Raw genomic sequence first — 24,267 nt, 5'->3', positions numbered from 1 at the left:
CGCCGCATGGTCGAATTCTCCTCCGCTTCACCATTGTGTGAAACGGGGGGTGCCGCTACCGGCTGGTAACCACCTCGATACCGTGCGCGGTACCCGCTAGTGTCGGCTGGCATGGAAGCGCATCCGCTCGTCACCGAGTACCTGCGACTCGGCCTGGCCTTCGACCGGCTCGAGGAAGGTTTCGTCGACGCCTACACCGGCGATCCGCGGCTGCGTCGCGAGGTGGACAACGCCCCCGCACCCCAGCCCCGCGACTTGGCCCGGCGCGCCGCCGACCTGCGCGCGGCGCTGCCCGACGCGGGTCTCGCGCCGGAGCGCACCGAGTTCCTCGACGTGCACCTGCGCGCGCTGGAGTGCTCGGGTCGCAAGTTCGCCGGCGAGAACATCGGCTTCGTCGACGAGGTGCGCGCCTACTTCGACGTCGACATCGCGCCAGGCGACACTGAGGCCTATCGCGACGCGCACCGTCAGATGGACGAGGTGCTCGCGGGCGACGGACTGCTGGCCGAGCGGGTCGCCGCACACCGCAAGGCCGACGAGATTCCGCCGGAGCGGCTGCGCGACTGTGTCGAGGCATTCTCCGGCGCGCTGCGCGAGCTGGTGCGCGAACGCTATCCGCTGCCCGACCACGAGCACGTCACCTACGAGGTGGTCGGCGACAAGCCGTGGTCCGGATTCAATTACTACCTGGGCAACTACCGCTCCACGGTCGCGATCAACTCCGATCTGAAGCAGCACATGGCGAACCTGCCGCACCTGATCGCGCACGAGTCCTACCCCGGCCACCACACCGAGCACTGCCGCAAGGAGGCCGGTCTGGTGGCGGCCGGGCAGGCCGAGCAGACCTTGTTCGTGGTCAACACGCCCCAGTGTCTGATGGCCGAGGGCCTCGCGGATCAGGCGCTGCGCTCGATCGTGGGGCCCGGCTGGGGCAAGTGGGCGCAGGAGATCTACGCCGACCTCGGTCTGCGTTTCGACGGCGACCGCGCCGAGCGCCTGTCGACGGCCTCGGCCAAGCTGCTCTCCGTGCGCCAGGACGCGGCCCTGCTGCTGCACGATCGGCGCCGCGACGAGACCGAGGTCGCGGAGTTCTTGCAGCGGTGGAATCTGGTGACGCCGGAGCGGGCGCGTCAGTCGCTGCGGTTCCTCTCCTCGCCGCTGTGGCGCGCCTACATCAGCACCTATGTCGAGGGATATCGCCTGCTCGGCGGCTGGCTGGACCGCGCCGTCGACGCGGACGACCGCGCCGACCGTTTCCGGCGACTGCTCGACGAGCCGCTCACCCCCGGCGCACTGCGCGAAATGTGAACGGCAAGGTACGGCGTGGGCGCGCGGTTCGTCACTGAATGACCGCGCACCCCTCGCCGGAGGAAAGGGAACACATCAGCAGGGACAGCGTCCGCAGCAGCGCTTCGATCGGGTTGCTGGGGACGGAGGCGAGATGAAGCACGGTGATCTCCTCGGTGACTCGACGGGGACGACGTCACCTGTGAAACCGGTCCGCCCCATCCGCCTCGTTACGCTCCGAGCTGCCCCCAAAAGCGTTGGCAGGGAGCTCAGGCCGCCGAGAAGGTGACGCGCACCGAGATCGGCTCGGTCTCCAGCGCCTTGATCGTCCACGCCAGGACCGGCCGGGCGATCCTGCCGGTGGCGAAGCTGCGTGCCCTGGCCACCACGTCGTCGTCGGGGACGAACGCCGCGGTTCCCGTGTACCAGCGGTCGCCGCGGCGCAGCCGGACCCGGGGGTCGGCGGTGATGTTGCGCGCCCAGCCCGCACGCGGTCCGTGCTGGCAGATGATCCAGGCGCCCGCGTCGTCGAACGACGCCGTCACCGGAACTCGCCGGGGCAGGCCGGTTTTCGCGCCGGTGGTCTCCAGCTCGGAGACCAGCGCGGTGCGGATGCCGAGCCGGTCGAGCGCCGCCACCGCGGGGTTCGCGATGTAGCGGCCGATCAGCCTCTCCCGCTTGAACTTTCGCAGGGTGTCACGTTCGGTCACGGCGATGCTCCTCAGCGGAAGATGACGCAGGTGGTGGTGGCGTGGGCGACGAGGCGGCCCTGGTCGTCGACGACGCGACCCTCGGCCGTCGCGGTGGTGCGACCGACGTGGATGGTGGTGCCGGTGGCGGTGAGCTTGCGGCCGTCGGTGGGCACCGAGCGGATGTAGTTGACCTTGAGCTCCAGCGTGCTGTAGCCGACGCCGGCTTCCAGGGTGCTGTGCACCGCGCAGCCCATCACGGAGTCGAGCAGCGTCGCGCAGATGCCGCCGTGCGTGCTGCCGAGCGGATTGGCGAACTCCTGGCGGGTCTGCAGGCTGAACACCACCTTGCCGTGCTCGAGCGTCTCGGCCTCCATGCCGAGCAGGTCGCCGATGAACGGCGGACGGTCCTTCAGCGTCATCGCGATCTTCAGCAATTCGAGGCCCGAAAGGCGGGCCGGATCGATCTGCGCGGGCGCATTCATGGATTTCCGTCCTTTCGATGAACCGATCGGTCCACATCTGTCATGATTGGAGCATGGACCGATCGGTTCACGCAAGCTGCCGGAGAGGAAGGTCATGACGCAGGGTCCGCGCGCGCGGTTGATCGAGGGCGCCATCGAACTGGTGCGTGAGCAGGGTGTGCACGGCGCAGGGCTGGCCGCGCTGCTCGACCGGAGCAATACCTCGCGCAACTCGCTCTACCAGCACTTTCCTTCGGGCAAGAGCGAGCTGGTCGCGACCGCGACCGAGGTGGCGGGCCGCAGGATGTCGGCCGTCATCGAAGCGCTGACCCGGACCGGCGAGCCGGAGGGCTGGGTCGGCGCGCTGGTCGGCTGGTGGAAGCAGGCATTGGAGTCCAGCGGCTTCGTCGCCGGTTGTCCGGTCGTCGGCGCCGCGCTGGCCGAATCCGAGCCCGGTGTGCAGGCCGCCGCGGGCATCGCCTTCGCGGGCTGGACCGAAGTGCTGGCCGCCGCCCTGACGAACCGCGGCGTCGACGCCGCGCGAGCGAGCTCACTGGCGAGCTTCGTGATCAGCGCCGTGGAGGGTGCGATCGTCCAGGCGCGCGCGACGAAATCGACCCGCCCGCTCGACGATGTACGGGACAACCTCGTGATCTTGCTCCGCGCCGGGTGAACGGACCGCCAACCCCCTGCCGGAAGCCCGACCAGGCCCCAATAGACTGAGGCCCGTGACGCAGACGACCGCCTCTGTCAATACCCAGTCCCTCGGTGAGCTCGATCCCGAGCTCGCTGCCGCGATGGCAGGCGAGCTCGCCCGCGAGCGCGACACCCTGGAAATGATCGCCTCGGAGAACTTCGTGCCGCGCGCCGTGCTGCAGGCACAGGGCAGCGTGCTGACCAACAAGTACGCCGAGGGCTACCCGGGCCGTCGCTACTACGGTGGCTGCGAGCACGTCGATGTCGTCGAGACCCTCGCCCGCGACCGCGTCAAGGAACTGTTCGGCGCCGAATTCGCGAACGTGCAGCCGCATTCCGGTGCGCAGGCCAACGCCGCGGTGCTGATGGCGCTGATGAACCCGGGTGAGAAGCTGCTCGGCCTCGACCTCGCGCACGGCGGTCACCTGACTCACGGCATGCGGCTGAACTTCTCCGGCAAGCTCTACGAGGTGCACTCGTACGGGGTGAGCAAGGAAGACCACCGCGTCGACATGGACGAGGTCCGCAAGATCGCGCTGGAGGCACAGCCGAAGGTGATCGTCGCGGGCTGGTCGGCCTACCCGCGTCACCAGGACTTCGCCGCATTCCGCGAGATCGCCGACGAGGTGGGCGCCTACCTGTGGGTGGACATGGCACACTTCGCCGGTCTGGTCGCCGCCGGTCTGCACCCCTCCCCGGTGCCCTACGCCGACGTCGTCTCCTCCACCGTGCACAAGACCCTCGGTGGTCCGCGTTCCGGCCTGATCCTGGCCAAGCAGGAGTTCGCCAAGAAGCTGAACAGCTCGGTGTTCCCGGGCCAGCAGGGCGGCCCGCTCATGCACGCCATCGCCGCCAAGGCCGCCGCGTTCAAGATCGCCGCCACCGACGAGTTCCGTGACCGCCAGGAGCGCACCCTCTCGGGCGCCAAGATCCTGGCCGAGCGCCTCAACGGCGCCGACGTCAAGGACAAGGGCATCAGCGTGCTCACCGGCGGCACCGACGTGCACCTGGTGCTCGTCGACCTGCGCAACTCCGCGATCGACGGCCAGCAGGGCGAGGATCTGCTGCACGAGATCGGTATCACGGTGAACCGCAACGCCGTTCCGTTCGACCCGCGCCCGCCGATGGTCACCTCCGGCCTGCGCATCGGCACCGCCGCACTGGCCACCCGCGGCTTCGGCGACGCCGAGTTCACCGAGGTCGCCGACACCATCGCCACCGCACTGGTCGGCGGCTCCGACGTCGAGACCCTGCGCGGCCGCGTCACCAAGCTGGCCCAGAGCGTGCCGCTCTACCAGGGCCTGGAGGACTGGCGCCTGCTCGGCTGAGCCGTGCCTTTGGCGAACGCCCTCACGGGACACCGTGGGGGCGTTCGCCTTTCGCTGCGCTGTCGGAACTGACGCGGGATCGCCGTGGGTCACGCTGACCGTGGTGGCGTGGCTGCTGTGTTGCTGCTGCGGATGTGTTGGGTCAGGAAGAGGGCTGCGCGCTCGAGTGCCTGGTCGGCTTCGTCGAGAACGCCGGCGTAGGACTGGAAGACGTGGGGCACGTCGGCGGTGATGTCGAGGATCACGTTCACGCCGGCGTCGCGGGCGCGAGCGGCCATACGGGTCGAGTCGTCCAGGAGGACCTCGTTGGTACCGGCCTGGAGGAGCATCGGCGGGAGACCTGTCGGGTCGGCGCACAGGGCCGGGCTCGCCATCGGCTGGTGTGGGTCCTGCCCGGCGAGGTAGAGGGGGGCGATGGTTTCCTCGAGGTACTCACGGGTGAAGATCGGGTCGATACCTGCTTTGGTGTCCATGCTCTCGCCCGACCCGGTGGCGTCGAGGGATGGGGAGAAGGCGACGATCGCGGCGGGTAGCGGGAGTCCTGCGTCGCGGGCGGCGAGGCAGGTGGTGACGGTGAGGCCGCCGCCGGCGGAGTCTCCGGCGAACGCGATGGCCGAGGGATCGTGCCCGCTGTCGAGGAGGGCGCGGTAGGCGCTGAGTGCGTCGTCGATCGCGGCTGGGAGCGGGTGCTCAGGGGCGAGCCGGTAGTCCAGTGAGTACGACCTGAACCCGGTCTTGGCCACGAGGTTCCCGGTCAACGAGAGCGCGGTCTGGGGGGAACCGGCCACCCAGCCGCCGCCATGGAAGTACAGGATCGTTGCGGGGCGTGGGTTGTTGTCCGGCTCGACGTGCAGTGCGGGTCGGTCACCGAGCGTCGTCCGCGTGGTGCGGAGGCCACCCGGGATGATCATCTGGTCCATCGTCGCCTTGAATCGGTCTCGGAACGCCTCGACCGATTGCGGGCCTTGCGGTCGGGGCTGTCGGAGCATCGCGTCGAGCCGGGCGCGTTGTTGCTTGCTCATGCGGGTCGTTCCTGTCGGTTGCCGGCGCTGGTGGCGGCGGTGCAATTTGTGTGCAGCCAGGGCGCCGGGGCGGTCCTCTTCACTGCTTTTTCACCAGGTTTTTCGCTGTCATGCTCTGCGCGGCGGTGATGATGGCGTCCTCGGGGTTGCGCGTCCGCCAGCCCAGTACGCGGCGGGCCTTCTCGTTGGAGGTCTTCTTGGCGTAGCCGAGGTCGGGCGCGACAGAACGCAGTTGTGTGGAGAACACGGCGCCGATCCGCACGATGATGTTCGGGATGTTGCGGGTCGGGACGTTGTCGGCTGCGTCGCCGAGGTGTGCCCTGATGATGGCGGCGATCTCCTTCATCGGGATCGCCGGCCCGTTCGAGAGCAGGAAGCGCTGGCTGGCGGCCTCCGGCGTCGTCATCGCCAGGATATGTGCCGCGGCCACGTCGCGTACATCGACGATCGGGATGAAAAGGTTTGGGAGACCAGGCATTTCGCCGCCCAGTAGCGCCTGGATGAGGTGGTTCGAACCCGAGACGTCCGCGCCCATGACAGGCCCCATCGTTGCGACGGGGAGCAACGTGGACAGTTCCATCGAACCCCCCTCGGCGTCGATGAAGTCCCAGGCGGCACGCTCGGCGAGGGTCTTGCTCTTGGCGTACGCGTCGACGCCGGGGCCGTTGAGGAGGGTCCAGTCGGCCTCGGTGAAGACGTGGCCGTCGTGCGGGTGGCCCCAGCTGACGGCGTGGAACGCGGAGGTGAGGACGACGCGCTCGACACCGGCGTCGCGGGAGGCGCGCAGGACTCGCAGGGCGCCTTCGCGGGCGGGGAGGACCAGGTCGTCCTCGATGTGGACGTGTCCGGGTTGGACGGGGGAGGCGACGTGCAGTACGAAGTCGACGTCGGCGACGGCTTCGGCCCAGCCGGCGTCGTCAGTGAGGTCGGCGGCGGCGAAGCTCAAGTTGTCGCCGCTCGCCATGCCCGCGTCGGTGAGCACGGATCGCACAGCGGGCTCGCGGCGCAGGGACCTGACCGTGGTGCGCACGCGGTAGCCCTGTTCGAGGAGTTGGAGAATGCAGTGACCGGCGATGAAGCCCGATCCGCCGGTGACAAGCACGAGTTGCTGGGTCATAACCGCCATGTTCCGTGTCGGGCAGGCCGACAGCCAGCGCCTTCGCGTTCCTGGGGGTGTCAGGACCAGTCACGTTCCGGCCTCGCGGATTACGGTGGGGACGTGACCGGTGAACAGAACTTGCTGGGCGATTACCTGCGCGCCCGCCGCGAGCTCGTGACCCCTGAGCAGGTCGGGATCCCCGTCCTGGGTGTGCGGCGGGTCCCCGGCCTGCGCCGCGAGGAGGTCGCCATGCTCGCCGGCATCAGCGCCGACTACTACCTGCGCCTCGAGCAAGGCCGCGACCGCAAGCCTTCGGTCCAGGTCCTCGAATCCATCTCCCGCGTACTGCAACTCGACGAGGACACCAGCGCTTACCTGCTCGGGCTCGCCGCCGACAAGCCCCGACGCCGGCGGCGACCGGTCAAGGAGACCGTGCCGCCCAGCATCGTGAAGCTTCTGGGAACTCTTCCGCTGCCAGCGTTCGTGGAAGGGCGCTACCTCGACGTCCTCGCCGCCAATCCCCTGGCCACGGCGCTGTCGCCGCGCCTCACGGTCGGAGCCAACAGGCTGCGCGACGTGTTCCTCGACCCCGCCGAGCGCTCCCTGTTCCCGGACTGGGAGATCGCCACCGAGGGTCTGATCGCGGGCTTCCGACAGTCGGTCGGCACCGACATCGACGATCCCCGCTTCATCGAGCTCGTCGGCGAACTTTCCCTCGCCAGCCCCCGCTTCCTCCGGCTCTGGGCCCGGCACGACGTCAAACCGCGACAGGGCACGCTCATGCGCTTCGACCACCCCCAGGTCGGCCGCCTGGTTCTCAACCGCGAGAAGCTCCTCATCACCAGTACCAACGGAATGATGCTCGTCATGTACCACGCCGACACCGGAAGCGACGACGCCGACAAACTCGCGATCCTCGCCTCCGCCACCCTGCCCCCAGCAACAGCTCGTGACGTGGCCACCGACAAGAGCGCCGACGCAGCTACCTGACCCGGCTGTCGACCGAGGCCATCGCACTGGTCGTCACGATTGCGGACGGGCTCGGTGACGAATGGCTACCCGTCCATGCGGGCCCGCGCTCGGATGATCGATTCGTCCAGGTAGCGGCCGATGTCGGCGCTGGAGCCGGGGCGGATCATGAGGGCGCGGTTGGCGGGGATCTCGCAGTAGCGCCCGTCGTCGGTGTCGATCCAGCGGAGTTTGCCGGTGCGCAGTGGGTCGGCGTTGCGGGGGCCGAGCAGAACGGTGACGGTGCCTCGGGTGGTGCACGACTGCCGCCAGAAGCGGCGGTAGCGGTCCCGGGTCCCGGCGGCCGGTGCCGAGCCGAAGGGGTCGGGGCGGTCGTCGGCGAGATCGTCCAGGAGATAGGTCCTTTCGGCGACGGTCCCCGGTTCGTGGTCGGGAAGCAGCCGGACGAGTTCGGTGGCGAGCTGGTCGGTTCGGCAGCGGCGCAGGCGGATCTTCCCGCCGTCGGGCGCCGGGTTCTGCAACGCGACGACGCCGGAACCGCCCCGGTGCGCGCAGCCAATGGCGCGCAGCTCGGCGCCGCCCCGCCGGTTGTCGATGCCGAAAAGCTCGATGCGCCAATCGGGTCGGGCCAGCACACCGATGGCGCGGCGCAGCGGCATGTGCTCGTCGTGATCCAGCTCGGTGCGGAAATCGCGCTGGAAGGCCTGGTACTCGCGGAGGCCGGGGTAGCGGCTGGTGAAGCGGAAGGGGAAGGGCATCCGATCCAGACCGGTGCCGAACCACACCGCCGCGAACTGTTCGGCCGAGAGTGTCCACTGCGCCATCAGTCGGCTCCCAAAGCGGGCGGGACGGTCTTGGGCGTCTCGCCGATCAGTTCTTGGCCGTGCTCCTCGGAACGCAGGTACCGCGCCGTCCGGTGTTCGCCGTCCTCCTCGGTGCGGGTCCGGGGAGCGGACGGCATCACGCCCGCGTAGCCGGTGGCACCGGGAGCGCCCGGACGGGCCGGAACGCCCGACGGCGGTGCGGAGTTCGGGGCGGCCGCGGGTTGGGCGGGTACCGAGGAGCCGGGCCCGGGTGGCGGCGTCGCCGGAGCGCTGGTGGATCCGAGTGGGACGGGCGCGGCGGGTCGGGCGGAGGTTTCGTGGAGCGTGGCGGAAGCGAGGGGAGACGGCGGACTCGCGACGGGGGATGCGCCGAGCGGGGCGGTGGGTGCGAGGGGAGTGGTCGGCGTCGAGAAGACAGGTGCGGGGGAAGGCGTGGGTGACGAGGAAGGTGCGGGCGAGGGGGACGGCGGTGCCGATGGGGTGCTTGTCGGCGACGAGACAGACTGCGCGGCGACGGAATCCGTATCGGCATGCGGTTGAGCGTTCGCGCCGGGTGACGGTTCCGATTCGTCTCCCTGGCCGGTCTCCGGCTTGGTCACCGCCGACCCGTGCGCTCCGGTATCCGAAGGCGGTCCGCCCTCGGGCTCGCCTCCACCACCGGGTCGGTTTCCGGTATCGGGCGGCGGCGCGTCGCCCTCGGGCTGCGCATGGGACTCGGGCGGTTTGCCGGGCTCCGGTTGCGCACCAGGGTCGGACTGTGCGCCGTTCCCCGGTTGCGCACCGCTCCAGATCGGGTCTCCCGCCTCCGGTCGGGCTCCGTTGCCGGTTCGATCACCCTGTGCACCCGCACCGGGCTGAACCCCGGTGGATGCCTGCCCGTCGGCCCCTTGTCCCGACGACGTCGACGAGCCGACCACCTCGTCGCGATGCGACCCCGAAACCCCCTCCGCCGCTTCCGAATCGGTCACCGGATGCGCTCCATCCGGCCGCGCCGCCCCGGACGAGGACCCCGGACGCCCACCTCCGCCGAGCAGTCCGTCCATCATTCCCCCGCCGCTCGGACCCACCGGCGACGGCAGCGTCGGAATGCGCGGCGCCGTCGCGCCGTACGGCCGGATGTAGAGCCTGTGCATGTCGTCGCGCGCCTGCTCCTCGCGCCCGTTGCGCTCCTCGGGCGCCGTCGAATTCCCGGCCGCCGCATCCGGTATAGCCGCCTTGAATTCGGCGGCGGCGCTCCCCGCCGCCGTGAGTGGCTCGGATTGTCGGCCCAGCGCCGCCCCCAGTTCCCCCAGCTGCGCGACGAAGTCGCGGACGCCGCGCACCGCCGCATCGGCCGCCGCGCCCTCCCACCGCTGCTCGACCGCGCGTTGCAGCGCGGAGCCGAACTGTTCGCTCGCCGTGCCGACCGCGGCGGAGAGCGCGGACCATGAGGCGTGGGCGCTCGCCAGCCCGGCGGGATTCATTCGGTCCGCGGCTTGTTTGATCTCCGCGTGGGAAAAGCTCTGCGCGTTCTCGGGATTGGTGATCGCGCGGCCGTCGGTGCCATGCACTGCCATCGCGGTGGCCCCTTCCGTCAGTGCTGTTTGAACCTAATAGACGCGCCCGAGCCCGGCGCGGTTCCACCGAAACTCGCGAAATCCGTTCAGCGGGCGGCCAGCAGGGCGGGGTAGTCGCGCAGGTCGATGTCGTTGGCGGCGTTGTCGCCGTACTTCGTCATCAGCGAGAAGAGCCGCGATTCCAGGAACCAGTTGCGCAGCCGGATACCCAAAGCGGTGGTCGGCGCGAGGAACCGGCCTGCGCTGGAGTTGCCCGCGATCTTGGCGTATCGGCGCATGATCTCGTCGTAGCGCGCGAAGGCCGCGGCGTGGTCACCATCGGCGAGCGCGAGTTCGCCCGCGATCACGTACGCGCCGACCACCGCGAGCCCGGTTCCGAAGCCGCCCAGCGTGTTTCCGTACGCCGCGTCGCCGACGAGCGCGACCCGCCCCGCGGTGTAGCTGTCCATCCGCACCTGGCCCATCGAATCGAGGTACACGTCGTCGAACTCGGCGAGTTCGGCGAGCATCCGCGGCACCTCCCAGCCCAATCCGGCGTAGTGCTCGGCGATGATGCGCCGCTGGGCGTCGACGTCGTCGCGCGCGTATTCCAGTTCCGGTGCGGCGAACAGATAGAGCTGCTGTGCCTTGGAGCCGCCGCTGATCGCGAGCAGCCCGGGCGCGTTGTAGCCGAAGGCGACGGCGCGCTCGCGCGGCGTCGCCGAGTCGCTCCACGGGCTCGCGCCCGCGACGCAGTAGTAGTGCCCGAGGTGCCGCACGAAGTCGCGCTCCGGCCCGAACGCCAGACTCCGGACCCGGGAATGGATTCCATCGGCGCCGAAGACGAGATCGAAGGTGCGCGCCGGTCCGCGCTCGAAGGTCACCTGCACGCCGTCGGCGGTCTCGGTGAGTCCGGTGATCGAATCCCCGAAGACGTATTCGCAGTCGCTCGCGCTGCGGCGGTACAGGATTTCGGCCAGGTCGCCGCGCAGGATCTCGACGTCGCCGCCGGTGAAATCGCCGGACATGACGGCCAGCCGCGTGCCGCGCTCGTCGACGAACACGACGTCCGAGGCGCCGGTGCGGTGCGCCTGGATCTCGTCCCAGACGCCCATCTGCTCCAGCACGGTGCGATGCGTGCGGCCCTTGAAATCGATGGCCTGCCCGCCGGGGCGCGGCGCGGCGGCGCGCTCGACCACGGTGACGGCGAAGCCGTAGCGGCGCAGCCAGTACGCGAGCGAGGGGCCCGCGATCCCGGCGCCGGAGATGAGAACGGACAGGTTGCGCATGATCTCTCCTGAGATAGGAATTGCGTCCGACGTATTCTGTTTCCGGCGGACGCAGATCAGCGTATGGTAGACACAGTTCCGGGTCAACCCGTCAGTCCTGGAGGATTCGCCAATGCCGTCACCGACCACCGTCGAACTGCTGTGGGGGACCAGGCAGCCGCCGCGGCGCGGGCCCAAGCCCTCGCTCACGCTGGGCGGGATCGTCGGCGAAGCCATCGCGCTCGCCGATGCCGAGGGCTTGGCCAACCTGTCCATGCAGCGCCTCGCCGAGCGGCTCGGCTACACGAAGATGTCGCTGTACCGGTACGTGCCCGGCAAGGAGCAGCTCATCGCGCTGATGCTCGACGCCGCGATGGGCGAGCCGCCCGAACCGCCGGGGAACGCCTCCGGTCCCGAGCGCTGGCGGGCGGCCCTGCGCGCTTGGGCGCTGGCCATCTTCGAGCGCTACCGCGCGCACCCGTGGACGATCGAGGTCGCGGTCGGAGCGCGCCCGATCGGCCCCAACGAGATGGGCTGGCTGGAGGCCGCCGTGACCGCGATGGACGGCATGGGGCTCACCGGGCCCGAGCGGCTGGACACCGTGGTCCTGCTCAACGGCCACGTGCGCAGCCTCGCCCAGCAGGTCGGCGCCGTCGGCGACACGGATCTCGCCGAGCAGGTGGTCCGGCAGTTCGCCGAGACGATGGACGCGGCCGCCGATCGCTATCCCGCGGTCAAGGCGGCTTTCGCCGAGGAGGCGGCGCACCCGCCCTACACACAGGACCCGGGTGACGCACTCTCCTTCGGGATCGAGCGCGTCCTCGACGGCCTCGCGGTCCTGGTGGCGCGCCGGGCCGCCGACACCACAGCGGGCGGCCCGGCGGCATAGGTCCTCCGCCTTGCCAGGCGACGATCCGATTCACGAAGGCATCCGGCCGGACCTCGACACAGGGCCTAGAGTCGAAGCATGTCCGACGACGAACCCGAACTGCAGCAGGACGCCATCACCACCGTGCGGGAATTCTTCGCCGCGCTGGAGCTCGGCGCGGTCGGCGAGGCGCTGGAACTGCTCGACCCGGGCATCGTCTGGAAGAACACCTCGCTACCGGACGTGCGCGGCATCCAACGCGTCGGCGGCGTGCTGCGCGGGCTCGACCGGCCGGTGTTCGGCTTCCGGGTCGACATACACCACATCGCGGGCGACGGTGACATCGTGCTCACCGACCGCACCGACTACCTGCGCCTGGGCCGGGTGGAGATCGGGTTCTGGGTGACCGGCACCTTCGCACTGCGCGACGGCCGAATCGCGCTGTGGCACGACCACTTCAGCTGGGAGAATTTCCTGCGCGGTACCGCCGTCGGACTCTTCCGCGCCGTGTTCGCCCGCCACTGAATCCACGCTCGCCGTTATCGATTCGCCCGGGGCGCAGCGGCTTTCGGCGCCGATTGCCGGACGGTCGCGGCCGCGTTGCCCGCGGCCGTGCTGTCACGAATGCGCGATCAGGTAGTCCAGGTAGAACGGCCGCAGCTGCTCGGCCACCGCGCCGTCGCCCGCGTGGATGTAATTGTCGAGCAGCGGCAGCACGTACTTGATGTCCGCCTCGCTGTCGCCGACGTTCCCGGCGGCGGCCTCGGCGGCGGGAATGCGGGTGAGCAGCTGCCACAGGTACTTGATGTCACCGCGGCGCACGGCCAGCCGCACCGCCCGGTCGTGCAGCTCCTTGGACGACAGGTTCTCGAATTCCTCGTTACCGGCCATGCTTCGACTTTAGTCGGCACAGGCGGGCGAAGTCCGTCGAAAATCTCGCGCATTGCCGGAACTGAAGCCGGAGGTGCGCCTGGTCGGCGCAGCCGGGTGAAGTCCGCCGAAGACCCCGCGCATAGCCGGAACGGAGGCGGTCCGCAGGGCTGGACGCATTCTGGCGAAAACCCGCGAATGGCCGGGGCGTAGATGACGGTTCGCCTCCGGTGAGCTGCGGCGACAACAGATCCGGCGGCCGAGCTGAGGCGCGCGTTAACGGGATCTTCACCGACACGCCTCACGGTCCCCGAGCGCAGACCGGCCAGTCGGCGGTAACTTCGGAGATGCGGACCGCGTCGGTGTGGTTCGTACGGGAGGTCCTGACCGTGACTGAGCTACTCAGTACGAGGGGGCCGGCACCCGGCCCTCGTGGCATCTGACGCAAGTCGGATCCAGAAGGACGGACCGGTCCAGCGAGATCGTCCACGCGGGTGCCGTGTGGACACAAAAGGAGCCCACCGTGACTGCTGCACGCTCCGTTCCCGCCCCCTCGGCGCACTCCTCCCGTTCCGCTGGCACAGGAAAGCGCGCCGCTGTCTCTTCGGACACCAAGGGGGCCCGCCCCTCGCTCTCCCACACTCCCGGTGCCAAGACGTTCGTCATCGACACCTCGGTCCTGCTCTCCGATCCCTGGGCGTTCACCAGGTTCGGCGAGCACGATGTCGTCCTCCCGCTGGTCGTCATCAGCGAACTCGAGGCCAAACGGCACCACCACGAACTGGGCTGGTTCGCCAGGGAAGCCCTGCGCAACCTGGACGACCTCCGCCTGCGGCACGGCAGGCTGGACGAGCAGGTGCCGATCGGCACCGAGGGCGGAACGCTGCAGGTGGAACTCAATCACACCGACCCCACGGTTCTGCCGGTGGGCTTCCGCACCGAAACCAACGATTCCCGGATCCTGGCCTGCGCCTTGAATCTCGCGGCCGAAGGTCGCCAGGTCGTCATGGTGTCCAAGGACATTCCGCTGCGCGTCAAGGCGAGCGCGGTGGGTCTGCACGCCGACGGATATCACGCGCAGGACGTGGTGACCTCCGGTTGGTCCGGGATGGTCGAGATCGACGTCTCCTCCACTCGGATCGATCAGCTCTACGCCGAGTCGGTGATCGACCTGGACGAGGCGCGGGAACTGCCCTGCCACACCGGAATCCGGCTGCTCGGCACGAGCTCGAGCGCGCTGGGCCGGGTCACCCCGGACAAGCGCGTGCAACTGGTGCGCGAGCGTGAGGCCTTCGGGCTGCACGGGCGCTCGGCCGAACAGCGCATCGCGCTGGATCTGCTGATGGACGAGAGCGTCGGCATCGTCTCGCTCGGCGGCAAGGCGGGCACCGGCAAATCGGCGCTGGCGTTGACCGCCGGTCTGGAGGCGGTGCTCGAAAGGCGCACGCAGCGCAAGGTCGTGGTGTTCCGTCCGCTCTACGCGGTCGGCGGCCAGGACCTCGGCTACCTGCCCGGCAGCGAGAGCGAGAAGATGGGTCCGTGGGCGCAGGCCGTCTTCGACACCCTCGACGGCCTCGCCTCGCCCGAGGTGATGGAGGAGGTGCTCAGCCGCGACATGCTGGAGGTGCTGCCGCTCACCCACATTCGCGGTCGCTCGCTGCACGACTCCTTCGTGATCGTGGACGAGGCGCAGTCGCTGGAACGCAACGTGCTGCTCACGGTGCTCAGCCGACTGGGCACCGGTTCGCGCGTCGTGCTCACCCACGACGTGGCCCAGCGCGACAACCTGCGCGTCGGCAGGCACGACGGCGTGGCCGCGGTGATCGAAAAGCTCAAGGGACACCCGCTTTTCGCGCACATCACGCTGACCCGTAGCGAGCGCTCGCCGATCGCGGCGCTGGTCACCGAGATGCTGGAGGAGTACGGCCCGAACGCATGAGCAGGGGCGCAAACACACCCTGAGCTAATACTCGGGGTGTGTTTCGTCTCACATCGAGTGGGTAATATCCGCCGAGTTACCAGTTGAGCAGCAGTCCGGCGCGTCGCGAAGCGATTCGCCGGACTGTTGCCGAACATCGGCCTAGGCTACGCGCGGCGCCGGTGTCAGGGCGCCGTCGGAGCCACACTCGAGAGGGGACGATTGATGCACCACGCTCGACGCACGGCTGGATTCACCATCGCACTGGCGGCCGCGGCACTGCTGGTCGCGGGTTGCGGTGACGACAACGACAGCGACTCCAAGTCGGTCCTGACCACCCCCACCATCGGCATGACGACGACCGGTGCGATGGCCACCACGCACAGCGAGGCGCACGGCACCCAGGGCACCGGGACCCCGGAGCGCGACGAGACCCCGGACGAGACCAAGATCCCCACCGCGGGCGGCGCCGAAGTGACCGTCTCCGGCGACATCTACGACAAGTACATGGCGGCGGGCGGCCCGACCGGCCCGCTCGGTGCGCCACTGGAGCCGGTGGAGAACGCCCCGAACAACGGCAAGTACCAGGACTTCGTCGGCGGCACCATCTACGAGCCCGAGGACGGCGAGCCGCACATCGTGTGGGGCGAGATCCGCAAGGCGTGGGAGGAGAACGGCGGCGCCGCGGGTGAGCTCGGCTACCCGGTCAGCGACGAGACCGACATCCCCGGCGGCAAGCAGACCGAGTTCAGCGGGGGGACCATCACCTGGGTGAATGGGCAGATCACCGTCACCATGAAATAGTGAATCGACACGGCGCCCGAGATCGCGCACCAGCGCGGCTCGGGCGCCGTTCCCATTCCCATCGGTAGAGTCCCGCGGCGCGGGCCGAACGGCTAGGTTGTCATCGTGCAAAATCTCTTGACCGACCGTGAGCTGCTCGAGGCGCTCGCGGATGAGGTGGAACTGAATCTGCGGCGCCACATCGCCGTCGCCGACGGGTGGCAGCCGCACGATTACGTCCCGTGGGACGACGGCCGTAACTTCGCCTTCCTCGGCGGCGAGGACTGGACCCCTGAGCAGTCCGAGCTCAGCGAGCTCGCCAAGGTGGCGTTGACCGTCAGCGTGCTCATCGCGGACAACCTGCCCTCCTACCACCGGGAGATCGGCAAGCACTTGCGCACCGGCTCGTGGTGGCGCTGGGTCGGTCGCTGGACCGCCGAGGAGAACCGGCACGAGATCCTGATCCGCAACTACCTGATGGTGACCAGGTCGGTGGACCCGGTGGACCTGGAACGGCAGCGGATGGCACACATGACGGCGGGATTCCGCCGTCCGGCCCTGCATCTGCTCGACATCCTCGCCAGCTGTGCGTTCGAGGAGGCCGCCTCCGGGATCCGGCACCGCAATATCGCCGCGCTGAACGAGAACCCGATGGTCACCGCCATCGCCGCGCGCATCGCGGCCGACGACGAGCTGCAGTCGGAGTTCTTCGCCGACCTGGTCGCCGCGGCGTTCGCCATCGCGCCCGATCAGACGATGCGCGCGATCGCCGACCGGGTCGCCGGTTTCGAGGTGCCCGCCGTCGCGCTGCCGGACGGCCGCGGCAGCGACGAGGTGCTGGCCGAAGCGGGCATCTACGATCGCGCCAAAGAGGGCGAACTGGTCTTCGCGCCGCTGCTGCGCCGGTGGAACGTCTTCGACCGGACCGACCTCGGTCTCGAGGGCGAGCAGGCCCGCGCCGAACTGGAGCACCTGCGCGTGGTCTCGCCCGCCTGATTTCGCGGGTCCTGAATCACGTAGTGCGCCGGGCGGTTTCGATCCGCCCGGCGCACCGTGCGTCTACTTCTCGTCTTCCACCTTGGCCATGGACAGCACGTTCAGGCGGCGGTCGAGCTCGGCTTCGGTGAGCCGGTCGCCGAGCAGACCGCGATCGATCACCGTCTGCCGGATGGTCTTCTTCTCCTTCAACGCCTCCTTGGCCACCGCGGCCGCCTCCTCGTAGCCGATGGCCGAGTTCAGCGGTGTGACGATGGAGGGGGAGGACTCGGCCAGCGTCCGCAGCCGCTCCACGTCGGCGGTCAAGCCGCGCACGCACTTGTCGGTGAAGAGCCGGGACACGTTGGCCAGCAAGCGAATCGATTCGAGCACGTTGCGCGCCATCACCGGGATGTAGACGTTGAGCTCGAAGGCGCCGTTCGCGCCGGAGAAGGCGATCGCCGCGTCGTTGCCGATGACCTGCGCCGCCACCTGCGTGACCGCCTCGGGCAGTACCGGATTCACCTTGCCCGGCATGATCGAGCTGCCCGGCTGCAGATCGGGCAGCTGGAGTTCGGCCAGGCCGGTGAGCGGGCCGGATCCCATCCACCGGATGTCGTTGGCGATCTTGGTGAGACTCACCGCGACGGTGCGCAGCGCGCCGGACAGCTCGACGAGACCGTCGCGCGCGGCCTGCGCCTCGAAGTGGTCGACGGCCTCGGTCAAGGCGTCGATATCGGTCGACTTCACCAGTTCCGCAACGACTTTCGCGCCGAAACCGGCGGGCGCGTTGAGGCCGGTGCCCACCGCGGTGCCGCCGATCGGCAGCTCGCCGAGGCGCGGCAGCGTCGCCATCAAGCGGTCGATGCCCGCGGCGACCTGGCGGGTGTAGCCGCCGAACTCCTGGCCGAGCGTCACCGGGACGGCGTCCATCAGGTGGGTGCGCCCCGACTTCACCACGGTGCGCCACTCCTCGGACTTGTCCAGCAGCGCCAGTCGCAGATGCTCGAGCGCGGGAACCAGATCCTTGATGACGCCCTCGGTCGCCGCGACGTGCGTGGCGGTGGGGAAGGTGTCGTTGGACGACTGCGACATGTTCACGTCGTCGTTGGGGTGCACGTCGACGCCGTTGGCCTTGGCGATCGAGGCGATCACCTCGTTGGCGTTCATGTTGGAGCTGGTGCCGGAACCGGTCTGGAAGACATCGATCGGGAACTGGTCGTCGTGCTCGCCTGCGGCGATCTCGCCTGCGGCGGCGATGATCGCGTTCGCCTTGACGGGGTCGAGCAGGCCGAGATCCTTGTTCACCTCGGCGCACGCGGCCTTGAGCAGTCCGAGCGCGCGAATCTGCGCGCGCTCGAGGCCGCGCCCGCTGATCGGGAAGTTCTCCACGGCCCGCTGGGTCTGCGCGCGCCACAGCGCGTTCGCCGGGACCCGTACCTCGCCCATGGTGTCGTGCTCGATGCGGTACTGCGTCTCCTCGGTCATATTTCCGACCCTATGCCGCACGAGGACGCCGTGGGGCCGCCACGCCTGAGCGGAATCCCACACCGGTCCGGCGGAATACCGTCCGCCGAACCGGCGACGCCGACGTCAGGAGGAGAACAGCATCTTGCCGAAGGAGTTGTGCCGATGGTGGTGCCCATGCCCGTAGTGCGGAGCGGGCGCGCCCCACGCGGGAGCGGGAGCGGCCGGGGGCGGCGGCGGTGCGGCGTAGCCCGCCTCGAGCCGGGTGAGGTTCTCCAGCTCGCCGTAGTCCAGGAAGATCCCCCGGCAGTTACCGCACTGTTCGATGTGCACACCGCTGCGGTTGTACGTCTGCATCAATCCATGACATTTCGGACACTGCATTCCGGCGAGGCTAGTCGATTTCCGGCGCCTGTGCGGGCGTCATGACCTGTCCGATGCCATGGCTATCCGTCGGCACGCGTCCACCAAAGCCGTGTCCAGATCATCGAGTTCGCGTCCCTCGCGTCCGGCGGCGACCACGGCCAGCGCGGCCGCCTGCACCGCGACGGCGCGCGCCGGACGGTCGAGCGCGGTCCACTCGTCCGCGCCCCGCGGTACCGCGACACCGCCCGCGGCGCGATAGGCGTCGAGGAACCGAAGCCAGGTCACGGGCTCGAGAATGCCCGCGGCGAAGAGCGCGGCGGGCCGGGCCAGATCCCACGCCGGATCGCCGACGCCGAGGTCGTCGATGTCGATGAGCCGCCACGGGTCGCCGCCACACGGCCCACGCACCAGCTGACCCAGATGGAAGTCGCCGTGCACGAGGGTGCGGGTGGTCGCTGTCTGTTCGGGGAGTGCGGCGAATGCTCGGCACACGATCGCCGCGGCCGCTTGGTTCGCGATATCACCGGCGTCCCGCAGTCGATGGATCGCGCGGTGGACGCGCGCAGGGCCGCCCGCCTCCGGCAGGTCGCGCCGCCCGGGTTCCGGCATCGTGTGCAACCGGGCGAGCAGCGTCGCGGCGGCTTCCCATGGCGCGGCGTCTGGATCGTGGGGGTCGACCGGTTCGCCGTAGGCCCAGGCGGTGATCGTCCGGCCCGCGTGGCGTGTGAGAAGCGCGTCGCCGATCGGCAACGGCGGCAACAGGATCTCGCGCCAGCGCGGTGCGGTCGCCAGTCGAAGGCGGGAAAGCAACGCTGCCGCATCGGTTTCCACCGAGTGGGCCTTGACGACGACCGCTCCGACCCGCACCACGAGCACATCGGCACGCTCGACCACGAGCACCGGCGGCGCGCAGCCCGCACCGGCCCGCGCGGCTGTCTCGGCCAGTGCGTCGACGAGTTCGGTTGTGTTCGACGGTGATTCCCGGTCGGACTCGATCCCCACCGAGTCATCGTCCCCTATGATCTGCCGCCGGGTCACGGCTCACCACCGGGCAGCCCCAGCGCCGTCGGCAGTGCTCACACGAGCACAGGGCGGCCAGTTCGCCCGAGAGTCCCCTATACGCGAGCGGCCGCACCCGGAGGTCCGGATGCGGCCGTGCGGGAAAGCGGATCAGGGCATCGGCGGGACCGCGTGCTCGTCACCGTGGAAGTCGACCGAGGAGTACTCGCGCAGCTTGGTCAGGCGGTGGTAGGCGTCGATCATGCGGACGGTGCCCGACTTGGAGCGCATGACGATCGACTGGGTGGAGGCGCCGCCACCGTAGTAGCGGACGCCGCGTAGTAGGTCGCCGTCGGTGACGCCGGTCGCGCAGAAGAAGACGTTGTCGCCGGACACCAGGTCCTGGGTAGTGAGCACCCGGTCCAGGTCGTGTCCCGCGTCGATGGCCTTCTGCCGCTCCTCGTCGTCCTTCGGAGCCAGCATGCCCTGCAGTTCGCCGCCCATACAGCGCATGGCCGCCGCGGCGATGATGCCCTCCGGCGTGCCGCCGATGCCGACCAGGATGTCGGTGCCGGAATCCGGGCGGGCCGCCGCGATGGCGCCCGCGACGTCGCCGTCGGAGATCAGGCGGATGCGGGCGCCCGCGTCGCGGACCTCCTGAATGAGGTCGGCGTGCCGGGGCCGGTCCAGGATGCAGACGGTCAGGTCGGACACCGCGGACTTCTTCGCCTTGGCCACCCGGCGGATGTTCTCGCCGATGGGGGCCGAGATATCGATCACGTCGGCGGCGTCGGGGCCGACCGCGATCTTCTGCATGTAGAACACCGCCGACGGGTCGAACATCGCGCCGCGTTCGGCGACCGCGAGCACCGAGATCGCGCCGGGGGAGCCCTTCGACATCAGCGTGGTGCCGTCGATCGGGTCGACCGCGAAGTCGAGTTCCGGGCCGGTGCCGTCGCCCACGGCCTCGCCGTTGTACAGCATGGGCGCCTCGTCCTTCTCGCCCTCGCCGATCACCACGATGCCGCGCATGGAAACCGAGCTGACCAGCTGTCGCATCGCGTCCACGGCGGCACCGTCGCCACCCTCCTTGTCGCCGCGGCCGACCCAGCGCCCGGCGGCCATGGCTCCTGCTTCGGTCACCCGGACCAGTTCGAGCGCAAGGTTGCGGTCCGGCGCCTCGCGGCGGCTTGGTGCGGGCGAAGATGCCGTCATGGCGGGGTGCCTCCCTCGGTTCGTGCGTACGGGACGATTGTCTCATTTCATGGTCGCGCGTCCTGCACCCCTGGTCCAGGCCACGGGGGTGCCCGGCCGCGCACCCGGCCACCGAGTGGATACTGGGAGCGTGTCCTACCAAAAGCCACGCATCCTGCACGACTACAAGGATCTGTTCTTCTCGCTGATCCCCCTGGTGCTGATCGCCGTGGTCTTCGCCGCGCTGGCCAGCCAGTGCAGCTTCGCCGCCAAGGGGCCGACGCCCGGCCAGATCCCCCACTTCGACGTGAACGCGGCGTTGAAGACCGACGCGCGCACGCTCGCGTTCCCGATCCGCAATCCGAGCGTGCCCGCCGAGTGGACTCCCAACTCGGGAAACCGCGACACCGTCACCGGTGCGGGCGGCGGCCCGGTCAGCACCGTCGGCTACATCACCGGGCAGGGCACCTACATGCAGCTGACCCAGAGCAGCGCCACCGAGGAGTCGCTCGCGCGCTTCGTGCTCGGCTCGCGCTACGCCAGCGGCGCGGAAAAGATCGGTGACCAGAAGTGGGTCGTCTACGCCGAGCCGACCGAGGAGACGGCGTGGATCGCCGACCTGGGCGGTGTGCGCGTGTTGATCACGGGGGCAGGGAACAAGGCGGCGTTCGAGACGCTGGCCCAGGCGGTCACGGCCGCTCAGCCGCTGGCGCGCTGAGGTCGATCGGACGCTGAGGTCGATCAGGCGCTGGGGCGTTGAGCTGATTCGCACTGGCGCGTGGGCTGATTCGCGCTGGGCGCTGGGCCGATTCGTGCTGGGGCGTTGAGCTGATTCGCACTGGGCGACCGCCCGCGCTCACGCGTGGCTGACGACGTTGACGATCGTTCCGCTCGGATCGCGGACGAAGAATCGGCGCACGCCCCACGGCTCGTCGCGCAGTTCGTAGACGATGTCGGCGCCCGACGCGGTCATCGCCGCGTACACGGAGTCGACATCGTCGACCTCCACGCTCATGCCGGGCTGTGGCTGCTCCACCTCCGGCCCGATCAGCAGCACCTGGGCGGTCGGGTTGGCGGGCGAGGCCATGGTGACGGCCCAGCCGAGGTCCATCGCCTCGGCGAAGCCGAGCAGCCGGTAGAAATCGCGGCTGCGCTCCATGTCGTCGGTGCAGATATCGGGTGTCGCGCGGCGGATGGTCACAGCTCCTCCTTGCGGGTGTCCGAACCTCGGGGTCACTCCTCGTCGGCCGCGGCGCGCGCGAGCGCGTCCTCGACCCGCTTGCGCGCGCCCGCCAGGTGTTCCTCGCACCGGTTGGCCAGCGCCTCGCCGCGCTCCCACAGCGCCAGCGAATCGTCGAGGTCCATACCGCCCTGTTCGAGCATCTTGACCACGTTCACCAGTTCGTCGCGGGCGCGTTCGTAGCCGAAGCTCGCGATCTCGGCCAGCTCGTCCTTGCCGGCTTCGGCCAAGGTCAGTTCCCTCCTGTGCGTTCCTCGTCGTCCCGGCGGGCGCCGGAATCCGCGGTGCGTGCGCTCGGCGTGCGCGCCCCGAGCGCTTGGGTGCCGAGCGCGGCCGCGGTCACGGCGCCGTCGGCGACCCGGATGCGCAACTGACTACCCGCGGGCGCGTCCTCGATGCTGCGTACGACGTGCCGTTCGGCGCCGGTCACGCGCTGTACGACAGCGTAACCGCGGGCCAGCGTCGCGGCCGGACCCACGGCGGTGAGCTTCTCGCGCAAGTGCCTGGTCGCGGTGGCCTCGGTGCGGACCGCGTGATCGGCGCAGCGCCGCGCCGACGCGCGCAGCCGTTCGATCTCCTCGCCGCGCCGATCGATCTCGCGCAGCGGGTCGGCCAGCACCGGGCGCGAACGGAGCTGGGCCAGCGCGCGGGTCTCGCGCTCCACCCAGCCGCGCAGCGCGGCGGCCGAACGGGCGCGCAGGTCACGCACGCCGGACAGTTCCGCGGCGGCGTCGGGCACGATGCGCTTGGCCGCGTCGGTCGGCGTCGCGGCGCGCAGATCGGCGACGTAGTCGGTGAGCGGGTTGTCGGGTTCGTGGCCGATCGCGCTGACGATCGGGGTGGTCGCCGCCACGATGGCGCGGCACAGCGCCTCGTCGGAGAAGGGCAGCAGGTCTTCGACGCTGCCGCCGCCGCGGGCGAGCACGATCACATCGACGGCGGGGTCGCGGTCGAGTTCGGTCAGTGCGTCCAGGATCTGCGGCACCGCGGTCGGACCCTGCACCGCGGTATTGCGCACTTCGAAACACACTGCGGGCCAACGGTTCCTGGCGACCGTCAGGACGTCGCGCTCGGCGGCGCTGGCCCGGCCGGTGATCAGGCCGACGGTGCGGGGAAGGAAGGGGATCGGCCGCTTGAGCCGGGGATCGAAGAGGCCTTCCGCGTCGAGCAGCGCCTTCAGCCGCTCGATGCGGGCGAGCAGCTCGCCCACCCCGACGGGCCGGATCTCGATGACACGCAACGACAGGGTGCCGCGGCCGGTGAAGTAGGTGAGTTTGCCGTAGACCACCACCCGGCTGCCCTCTTGCAGCGGGGTCGGGGAGCGGCGCAGCAGGTCGGGGTCGCAGGTCACCTGGAGCGACATGTCGGCCGACGGGTCGCGCAGCACCAGGAACGCGGTGCGCGCTCCGGGACGTACGTTGATCTGGGTGATCTGACCCTCCACCCAGATGGAGCCGAGCCGGTCGATCCACTGCATGACCTTCACGGCCACGGAGCGCACCGGCCACGGATGCTCGGCGGAGTTGGCGGATGCCGCGCCTGCCTCGGCGGACGACTGCTGACCGCTCTGTGTCATACGGACAGGTATACGCGGCGGGGTTGGCCGGACCGAGCCCGGCCAACCATCGGCGAGGTCGTCGCGGGTGCGGTCACTGGGCCCGGACGGTGGCGATCCGGTTCGTCAGCATGGTCACGAACGGCGCCCTGGCGCGGGTCTGCTGCTCGTAGTCGAGCAGCGCGGTGAGGTCCTCGACGGTCAGCATGCGCAGGCGCGCGCGCAACTGGGCGAGAGTCATGGTGGCGTAGTCGTAGCGGGTGGCGACCTCCGGCTCGGCGACCTCGGCCTGCTCGTCCGAAGCGGACGGCGTCTCGGCGGAAGCCGTCTCCTCGGCGGGCTCGGGGTCGGTGATCTCCGGCACTGTGATGCTCTGCACGGGGGCGACATACCCGTTGGTGGAGCTCGCCGTCGGCTCGTCGGCGGTGTACAGGTCGAAGCGGCTGGTGCGGCCCGCGGTCGTCACGTCGTCGCCGGAGGATTGCTCGGCGCCGAGATCCTCGTCGAACGTCGCCCATTCCGGCTGTTCCACCGGGCTGTTGGACAGCCGCTCGAACACCGCGTCGCCCTTGAGAGCGAGGCTGGTCACGAACTGCTGCACGTGCATGGTGGTCTGCAGCATCTGGCTGATCGCGGTGATCGGGAAGTTCATCGCGGCCGTCGGTAGCCGACGGGTTTCTTCGAGGGCGTAGACGGCGGCCCCGGCGGCGACCCGGGCCAGAAACGGAGGTCGGAACATGGTCATAGCCTGCCCGATACCGCGTGATCTGCAAAGAATTAGTGTGCGATGTCCGGACCTTCGTCCGTCCAGGCCCGGGACGGATCCTCCGGAGTGTTCGCTGGTTACGTTG

The 24,267-nt window shown here is 69.7% G+C and carries 26 protein-coding genes; 10 read left to right on the top strand and 16 right to left on the bottom strand.

Annotated elements, in window-relative coordinates:
* Nucleotides 1-111 precede the first annotated feature (111 nt).
* Nucleotides 112-1,308 (top strand): DUF885 domain-containing protein, encoded by a 1,197-nt coding sequence (locus AC3ERS_RS06970; protein WP_431964679.1) that lies wholly within the window; start codon nucleotides 112-114, stop codon nucleotides 1,306-1,308.
* 248 nt (nucleotides 1,309-1,556) lie between these two features.
* Here the strand turns inward: AC3ERS_RS06970 and AC3ERS_RS06965 are convergent, their stop codons facing one another.
* Together AC3ERS_RS06965 and AC3ERS_RS06960 are read right to left on the bottom strand one after the other, a co-directional pair.
* Complete coding sequence (locus tag AC3ERS_RS06965) at nucleotides 1,557-1,997, bottom strand: nitroreductase family deazaflavin-dependent oxidoreductase (RefSeq protein ID WP_431964677.1); 441 nt, start codon at nucleotides 1,995-1,997, stop codon at nucleotides 1,557-1,559.
* An 11-nt stretch (nucleotides 1,998-2,008) separates the two neighbouring features.
* The gene (locus tag AC3ERS_RS06960; RefSeq protein ID WP_431964675.1) at nucleotides 2,009-2,461 is read right to left on the bottom strand and encodes a PaaI family thioesterase; all 453 of its coding nucleotides are present in this window, start codon (nucleotides 2,459-2,461) and stop codon (nucleotides 2,009-2,011) included.
* A 94-nt stretch (nucleotides 2,462-2,555) separates the two neighbouring features.
* Here AC3ERS_RS06960 and AC3ERS_RS06955 point away from each other — a divergent pair, with 94 nt between their 5' ends.
* Both AC3ERS_RS06955 and glyA read left to right on the top strand, forming a co-directional pair.
* The gene (locus AC3ERS_RS06955; RefSeq protein ID WP_431964673.1) at nucleotides 2,556-3,113 is read left to right on the top strand and encodes a TetR/AcrR family transcriptional regulator; all 558 of its coding nucleotides are present in this window, start codon (nucleotides 2,556-2,558) and stop codon (nucleotides 3,111-3,113) included.
* A gap of 55 nt (nucleotides 3,114-3,168) precedes the next feature.
* Nucleotides 3,169-4,464: a serine hydroxymethyltransferase gene (glyA, locus tag AC3ERS_RS06950; protein WP_431964671.1), complete on the top strand. Its 1,296-nt coding sequence runs from the start codon at nucleotides 3,169-3,171 to the stop codon at nucleotides 4,462-4,464.
* 89 nt (nucleotides 4,465-4,553) lie between these two features.
* On the opposite strand, the gene AC3ERS_RS06945 is transcribed toward glyA, so the two are convergent.
* On the bottom strand, nucleotides 4,554-5,486 hold the full coding sequence (locus AC3ERS_RS06945; RefSeq protein WP_431964669.1) for an alpha/beta hydrolase: 933 nt from the start codon (nucleotides 5,484-5,486) through the stop codon (nucleotides 4,554-4,556).
* A gap of 79 nt (nucleotides 5,487-5,565) precedes the next feature.
* Complete coding sequence (locus AC3ERS_RS06940) at nucleotides 5,566-6,603, bottom strand: SDR family oxidoreductase (RefSeq protein ID WP_431964667.1); 1,038 nt, start codon at nucleotides 6,601-6,603, stop codon at nucleotides 5,566-5,568.
* 102 nt (nucleotides 6,604-6,705) lie between these two features.
* Between AC3ERS_RS06940 and AC3ERS_RS06935 the strand changes: the two genes are divergently transcribed.
* Nucleotides 6,706-7,575 (top strand): helix-turn-helix domain-containing protein, encoded by an 870-nt coding sequence (locus AC3ERS_RS06935; RefSeq protein WP_431964665.1) that lies wholly within the window; start codon nucleotides 6,706-6,708, stop codon nucleotides 7,573-7,575.
* 65 nt (nucleotides 7,576-7,640) lie between these two features.
* Here the strand turns inward: AC3ERS_RS06935 and AC3ERS_RS06930 are convergent, their stop codons facing one another.
* The 3 genes from AC3ERS_RS06930 to AC3ERS_RS06920 form a co-directional block, all read right to left on the bottom strand.
* On the bottom strand, nucleotides 7,641-8,378 hold the full coding sequence (locus AC3ERS_RS06930) for an ESX secretion-associated protein EspG (protein WP_431964663.1): 738 nt from the start codon (nucleotides 8,376-8,378) through the stop codon (nucleotides 7,641-7,643).
* The gene (locus AC3ERS_RS06925) at nucleotides 8,378-9,934 is read right to left on the bottom strand and encodes a hypothetical protein (RefSeq protein ID WP_431964661.1); all 1,557 of its coding nucleotides are present in this window, start codon (nucleotides 9,932-9,934) and stop codon (nucleotides 8,378-8,380) included. The genes AC3ERS_RS06930 and AC3ERS_RS06925 overlap by 1 nt, the downstream gene beginning before the upstream one ends.
* An 86-nt stretch (nucleotides 9,935-10,020) precedes the next feature.
* Nucleotides 10,021-11,202: an FAD-dependent monooxygenase gene (locus tag AC3ERS_RS06920; RefSeq protein WP_431964659.1), complete on the bottom strand. Its 1,182-nt coding sequence runs from the start codon at nucleotides 11,200-11,202 to the stop codon at nucleotides 10,021-10,023.
* A 112-nt stretch (nucleotides 11,203-11,314) separates the two neighbouring features.
* On the opposite strand from AC3ERS_RS06920, the gene AC3ERS_RS06915 reads away from it, so the two are divergent.
* The gene (locus AC3ERS_RS06915) at nucleotides 11,315-12,070 is read left to right on the top strand and encodes a TetR/AcrR family transcriptional regulator (protein WP_431964656.1); all 756 of its coding nucleotides are present in this window, start codon (nucleotides 11,315-11,317) and stop codon (nucleotides 12,068-12,070) included.
* Nucleotides 12,071-12,148: 78 nt separating this feature from the next.
* Entirely contained in the window at nucleotides 12,149-12,574 is a 426-nt protein-coding gene (locus AC3ERS_RS06910) for a limonene-1,2-epoxide hydrolase family protein (protein ID WP_431964654.1), read from the top strand.
* Nucleotides 12,575-12,667: 93 nt separating this feature from the next.
* On the opposite strand, the gene AC3ERS_RS06905 is transcribed toward AC3ERS_RS06910, so the two are convergent.
* The gene (locus AC3ERS_RS06905; protein WP_357452528.1) at nucleotides 12,668-12,940 is read right to left on the bottom strand and encodes a hypothetical protein; all 273 of its coding nucleotides are present in this window, start codon (nucleotides 12,938-12,940) and stop codon (nucleotides 12,668-12,670) included.
* Between the two features lie 643 nt (nucleotides 12,941-13,583).
* Here AC3ERS_RS06905 and phoH2 point away from each other — a divergent pair.
* The 3 genes from phoH2 to AC3ERS_RS06890 all read left to right on the top strand — a co-directional run bounded on the left by phoH2 (nucleotide 13,584) and on the right by AC3ERS_RS06890 (nucleotide 16,616).
* Nucleotides 13,584-14,858, top strand: a complete 1,275-nt coding sequence (gene phoH2 / locus AC3ERS_RS06900) for an RNA 5'-3' helicase PhoH2 (protein ID WP_431965371.1) — start codon at nucleotides 13,584-13,586, stop codon at nucleotides 14,856-14,858.
* A gap of 204 nt (nucleotides 14,859-15,062) precedes the next feature.
* Nucleotides 15,063-15,641, top strand: a complete 579-nt coding sequence (locus tag AC3ERS_RS06895; protein ID WP_431964652.1) for an LGFP repeat-containing protein — start codon at nucleotides 15,063-15,065, stop codon at nucleotides 15,639-15,641.
* A gap of 105 nt (nucleotides 15,642-15,746) precedes the next feature.
* Nucleotides 15,747-16,616: an acyl-ACP desaturase gene (locus tag AC3ERS_RS06890; protein WP_431964650.1), complete on the top strand. Its 870-nt coding sequence runs from the start codon at nucleotides 15,747-15,749 to the stop codon at nucleotides 16,614-16,616.
* A 63-nt stretch (nucleotides 16,617-16,679) separates the two neighbouring features.
* On the opposite strand, the gene AC3ERS_RS06885 is transcribed toward AC3ERS_RS06890, so the two are convergent.
* The 4 genes from AC3ERS_RS06885 to glpX form a co-directional block, all read right to left on the bottom strand.
* The gene (locus tag AC3ERS_RS06885; RefSeq protein WP_431964648.1) at nucleotides 16,680-18,083 is read right to left on the bottom strand and encodes a class II fumarate hydratase; all 1,404 of its coding nucleotides are present in this window, start codon (nucleotides 18,081-18,083) and stop codon (nucleotides 16,680-16,682) included.
* Nucleotides 18,084-18,188: 105 nt separating this feature from the next.
* A complete protein-coding gene (locus AC3ERS_RS06880) occupies nucleotides 18,189-18,446 on the bottom strand; it encodes a TFIIB-type zinc ribbon-containing protein (RefSeq protein WP_431964646.1) in 258 nt (85 codons plus the stop codon).
* Between the two features lie 39 nt (nucleotides 18,447-18,485).
* Nucleotides 18,486-19,430 (bottom strand): phosphotransferase family protein, encoded by a 945-nt coding sequence (locus tag AC3ERS_RS06875; RefSeq protein ID WP_431964644.1) that lies wholly within the window; start codon nucleotides 19,428-19,430, stop codon nucleotides 18,486-18,488.
* A gap of 168 nt (nucleotides 19,431-19,598) precedes the next feature.
* Nucleotides 19,599-20,642: a class II fructose-bisphosphatase gene (glpX, locus tag AC3ERS_RS06870; protein WP_431964642.1), complete on the bottom strand. Its 1,044-nt coding sequence runs from the start codon at nucleotides 20,640-20,642 to the stop codon at nucleotides 19,599-19,601.
* A 130-nt stretch (nucleotides 20,643-20,772) separates the two neighbouring features.
* Here glpX and AC3ERS_RS06865 point away from each other — a divergent pair, with 130 nt between their 5' ends.
* Nucleotides 20,773-21,339 (top strand): DUF4245 domain-containing protein, encoded by a 567-nt coding sequence (locus tag AC3ERS_RS06865; protein WP_431964640.1) that lies wholly within the window; start codon nucleotides 20,773-20,775, stop codon nucleotides 21,337-21,339.
* A 138-nt stretch (nucleotides 21,340-21,477) separates the two neighbouring features.
* On the opposite strand, the gene AC3ERS_RS06860 is transcribed toward AC3ERS_RS06865, so the two are convergent.
* The 4 genes from AC3ERS_RS06860 to AC3ERS_RS06845 all read right to left on the bottom strand — a co-directional run bounded on the left by AC3ERS_RS06860 (nucleotide 21,478) and on the right by AC3ERS_RS06845 (nucleotide 24,155).
* Nucleotides 21,478-21,822 (bottom strand): VOC family protein, encoded by a 345-nt coding sequence (locus AC3ERS_RS06860; RefSeq protein ID WP_431964638.1) that lies wholly within the window; start codon nucleotides 21,820-21,822, stop codon nucleotides 21,478-21,480.
* A 32-nt stretch (nucleotides 21,823-21,854) separates the two neighbouring features.
* Entirely contained in the window at nucleotides 21,855-22,091 is a 237-nt protein-coding gene (locus AC3ERS_RS06855) for an exodeoxyribonuclease VII small subunit (protein WP_431964636.1), read from the bottom strand.
* Between the two features lie 2 nt (nucleotides 22,092-22,093).
* Nucleotides 22,094-23,437 carry an exodeoxyribonuclease VII large subunit gene (gene xseA / locus AC3ERS_RS06850; RefSeq protein WP_431964634.1) on the bottom strand — a complete coding sequence of 448 codons (1,344 nt, stop codon included), beginning with the start codon at nucleotides 23,435-23,437 and terminating at the stop codon, nucleotides 22,094-22,096.
* A 73-nt stretch (nucleotides 23,438-23,510) separates the two neighbouring features.
* The gene (locus AC3ERS_RS06845) at nucleotides 23,511-24,155 is read right to left on the bottom strand and encodes a lipid droplet-associated protein (protein ID WP_431964632.1); all 645 of its coding nucleotides are present in this window, start codon (nucleotides 24,153-24,155) and stop codon (nucleotides 23,511-23,513) included.
* Nucleotides 24,156-24,267 lie beyond the last annotated feature (112 nt).

The sequence above is a fragment of the Nocardia sp. bgisy134 genome, assembly GCF_057708325.1.
The sequence above is the reverse complement of the archived record's forward strand: the minus strand, read 5'-3'. Positions and strand labels throughout refer to the sequence as shown.

Bases quoted from the DNA above. Each gene is read 5' to 3' on its own strand.
- AC3ERS_RS06970 (WP_431964679.1), top strand. From the start codon at position 112: ATGGAAGCGCATCCGCTCGTCACCGAGTACCTGCGACTCGGCCTGGCC.
- AC3ERS_RS06960 (WP_431964675.1), bottom strand. From the start codon at position 2,461: ATGAATGCGCCCGCGCAGATCGATCCGGCCCGCCTTTCGGGCCTCGAA.
- AC3ERS_RS06955 (WP_431964673.1), top strand. From the start codon at position 2,556: ATGACGCAGGGTCCGCGCGCGCGGTTGATCGAGGGCGCCATCGAACTG.
- AC3ERS_RS06945 (WP_431964669.1), bottom strand. From the start codon at position 5,486: ATGAGCAAGCAACAACGCGCCCGGCTCGACGCGATGCTCCGACAGCCC.
- AC3ERS_RS06940 (WP_431964667.1), bottom strand. From the start codon at position 6,603: ATGACCCAGCAACTCGTGCTTGTCACCGGCGGATCGGGCTTCATCGCC.
- AC3ERS_RS06930 (WP_431964663.1), bottom strand. From the start codon at position 8,378: ATGGCGCAGTGGACACTCTCGGCCGAACAGTTCGCGGCGGTGTGGTTC.
- AC3ERS_RS06925 (WP_431964661.1), bottom strand. From the start codon at position 9,934: ATGGCAGTGCATGGCACCGACGGCCGCGCGATCACCAATCCCGAGAAC.
- AC3ERS_RS06920 (WP_431964659.1), bottom strand. From the start codon at position 11,202: ATGCGCAACCTGTCCGTTCTCATCTCCGGCGCCGGGATCGCGGGCCCC.
- AC3ERS_RS06915 (WP_431964656.1), top strand. From the start codon at position 11,315: ATGCCGTCACCGACCACCGTCGAACTGCTGTGGGGGACCAGGCAGCCG.
- AC3ERS_RS06910 (WP_431964654.1), top strand. From the start codon at position 12,149: ATGTCCGACGACGAACCCGAACTGCAGCAGGACGCCATCACCACCGTG.
- AC3ERS_RS06905 (WP_357452528.1), bottom strand. From the start codon at position 12,940: ATGGCCGGTAACGAGGAATTCGAGAACCTGTCGTCCAAGGAGCTGCAC.
- AC3ERS_RS06895 (WP_431964652.1), top strand. From the start codon at position 15,063: ATGCACCACGCTCGACGCACGGCTGGATTCACCATCGCACTGGCGGCC.
- AC3ERS_RS06885 (WP_431964648.1), bottom strand. From the start codon at position 18,083: ATGACCGAGGAGACGCAGTACCGCATCGAGCACGACACCATGGGCGAG.
- AC3ERS_RS06880 (WP_431964646.1), bottom strand. From the start codon at position 18,446: ATGCAGTGTCCGAAATGTCATGGATTGATGCAGACGTACAACCGCAGC.
- glpX (WP_431964642.1), bottom strand. From the start codon at position 20,642: ATGACGGCATCTTCGCCCGCACCAAGCCGCCGCGAGGCGCCGGACCGC.
- xseA (WP_431964634.1), bottom strand. From the start codon at position 23,437: ATGACACAGAGCGGTCAGCAGTCGTCCGCCGAGGCAGGCGCGGCATCC.
- AC3ERS_RS06845 (WP_431964632.1), bottom strand. From the start codon at position 24,155: ATGTTCCGACCTCCGTTTCTGGCCCGGGTCGCCGCCGGGGCCGCCGTC.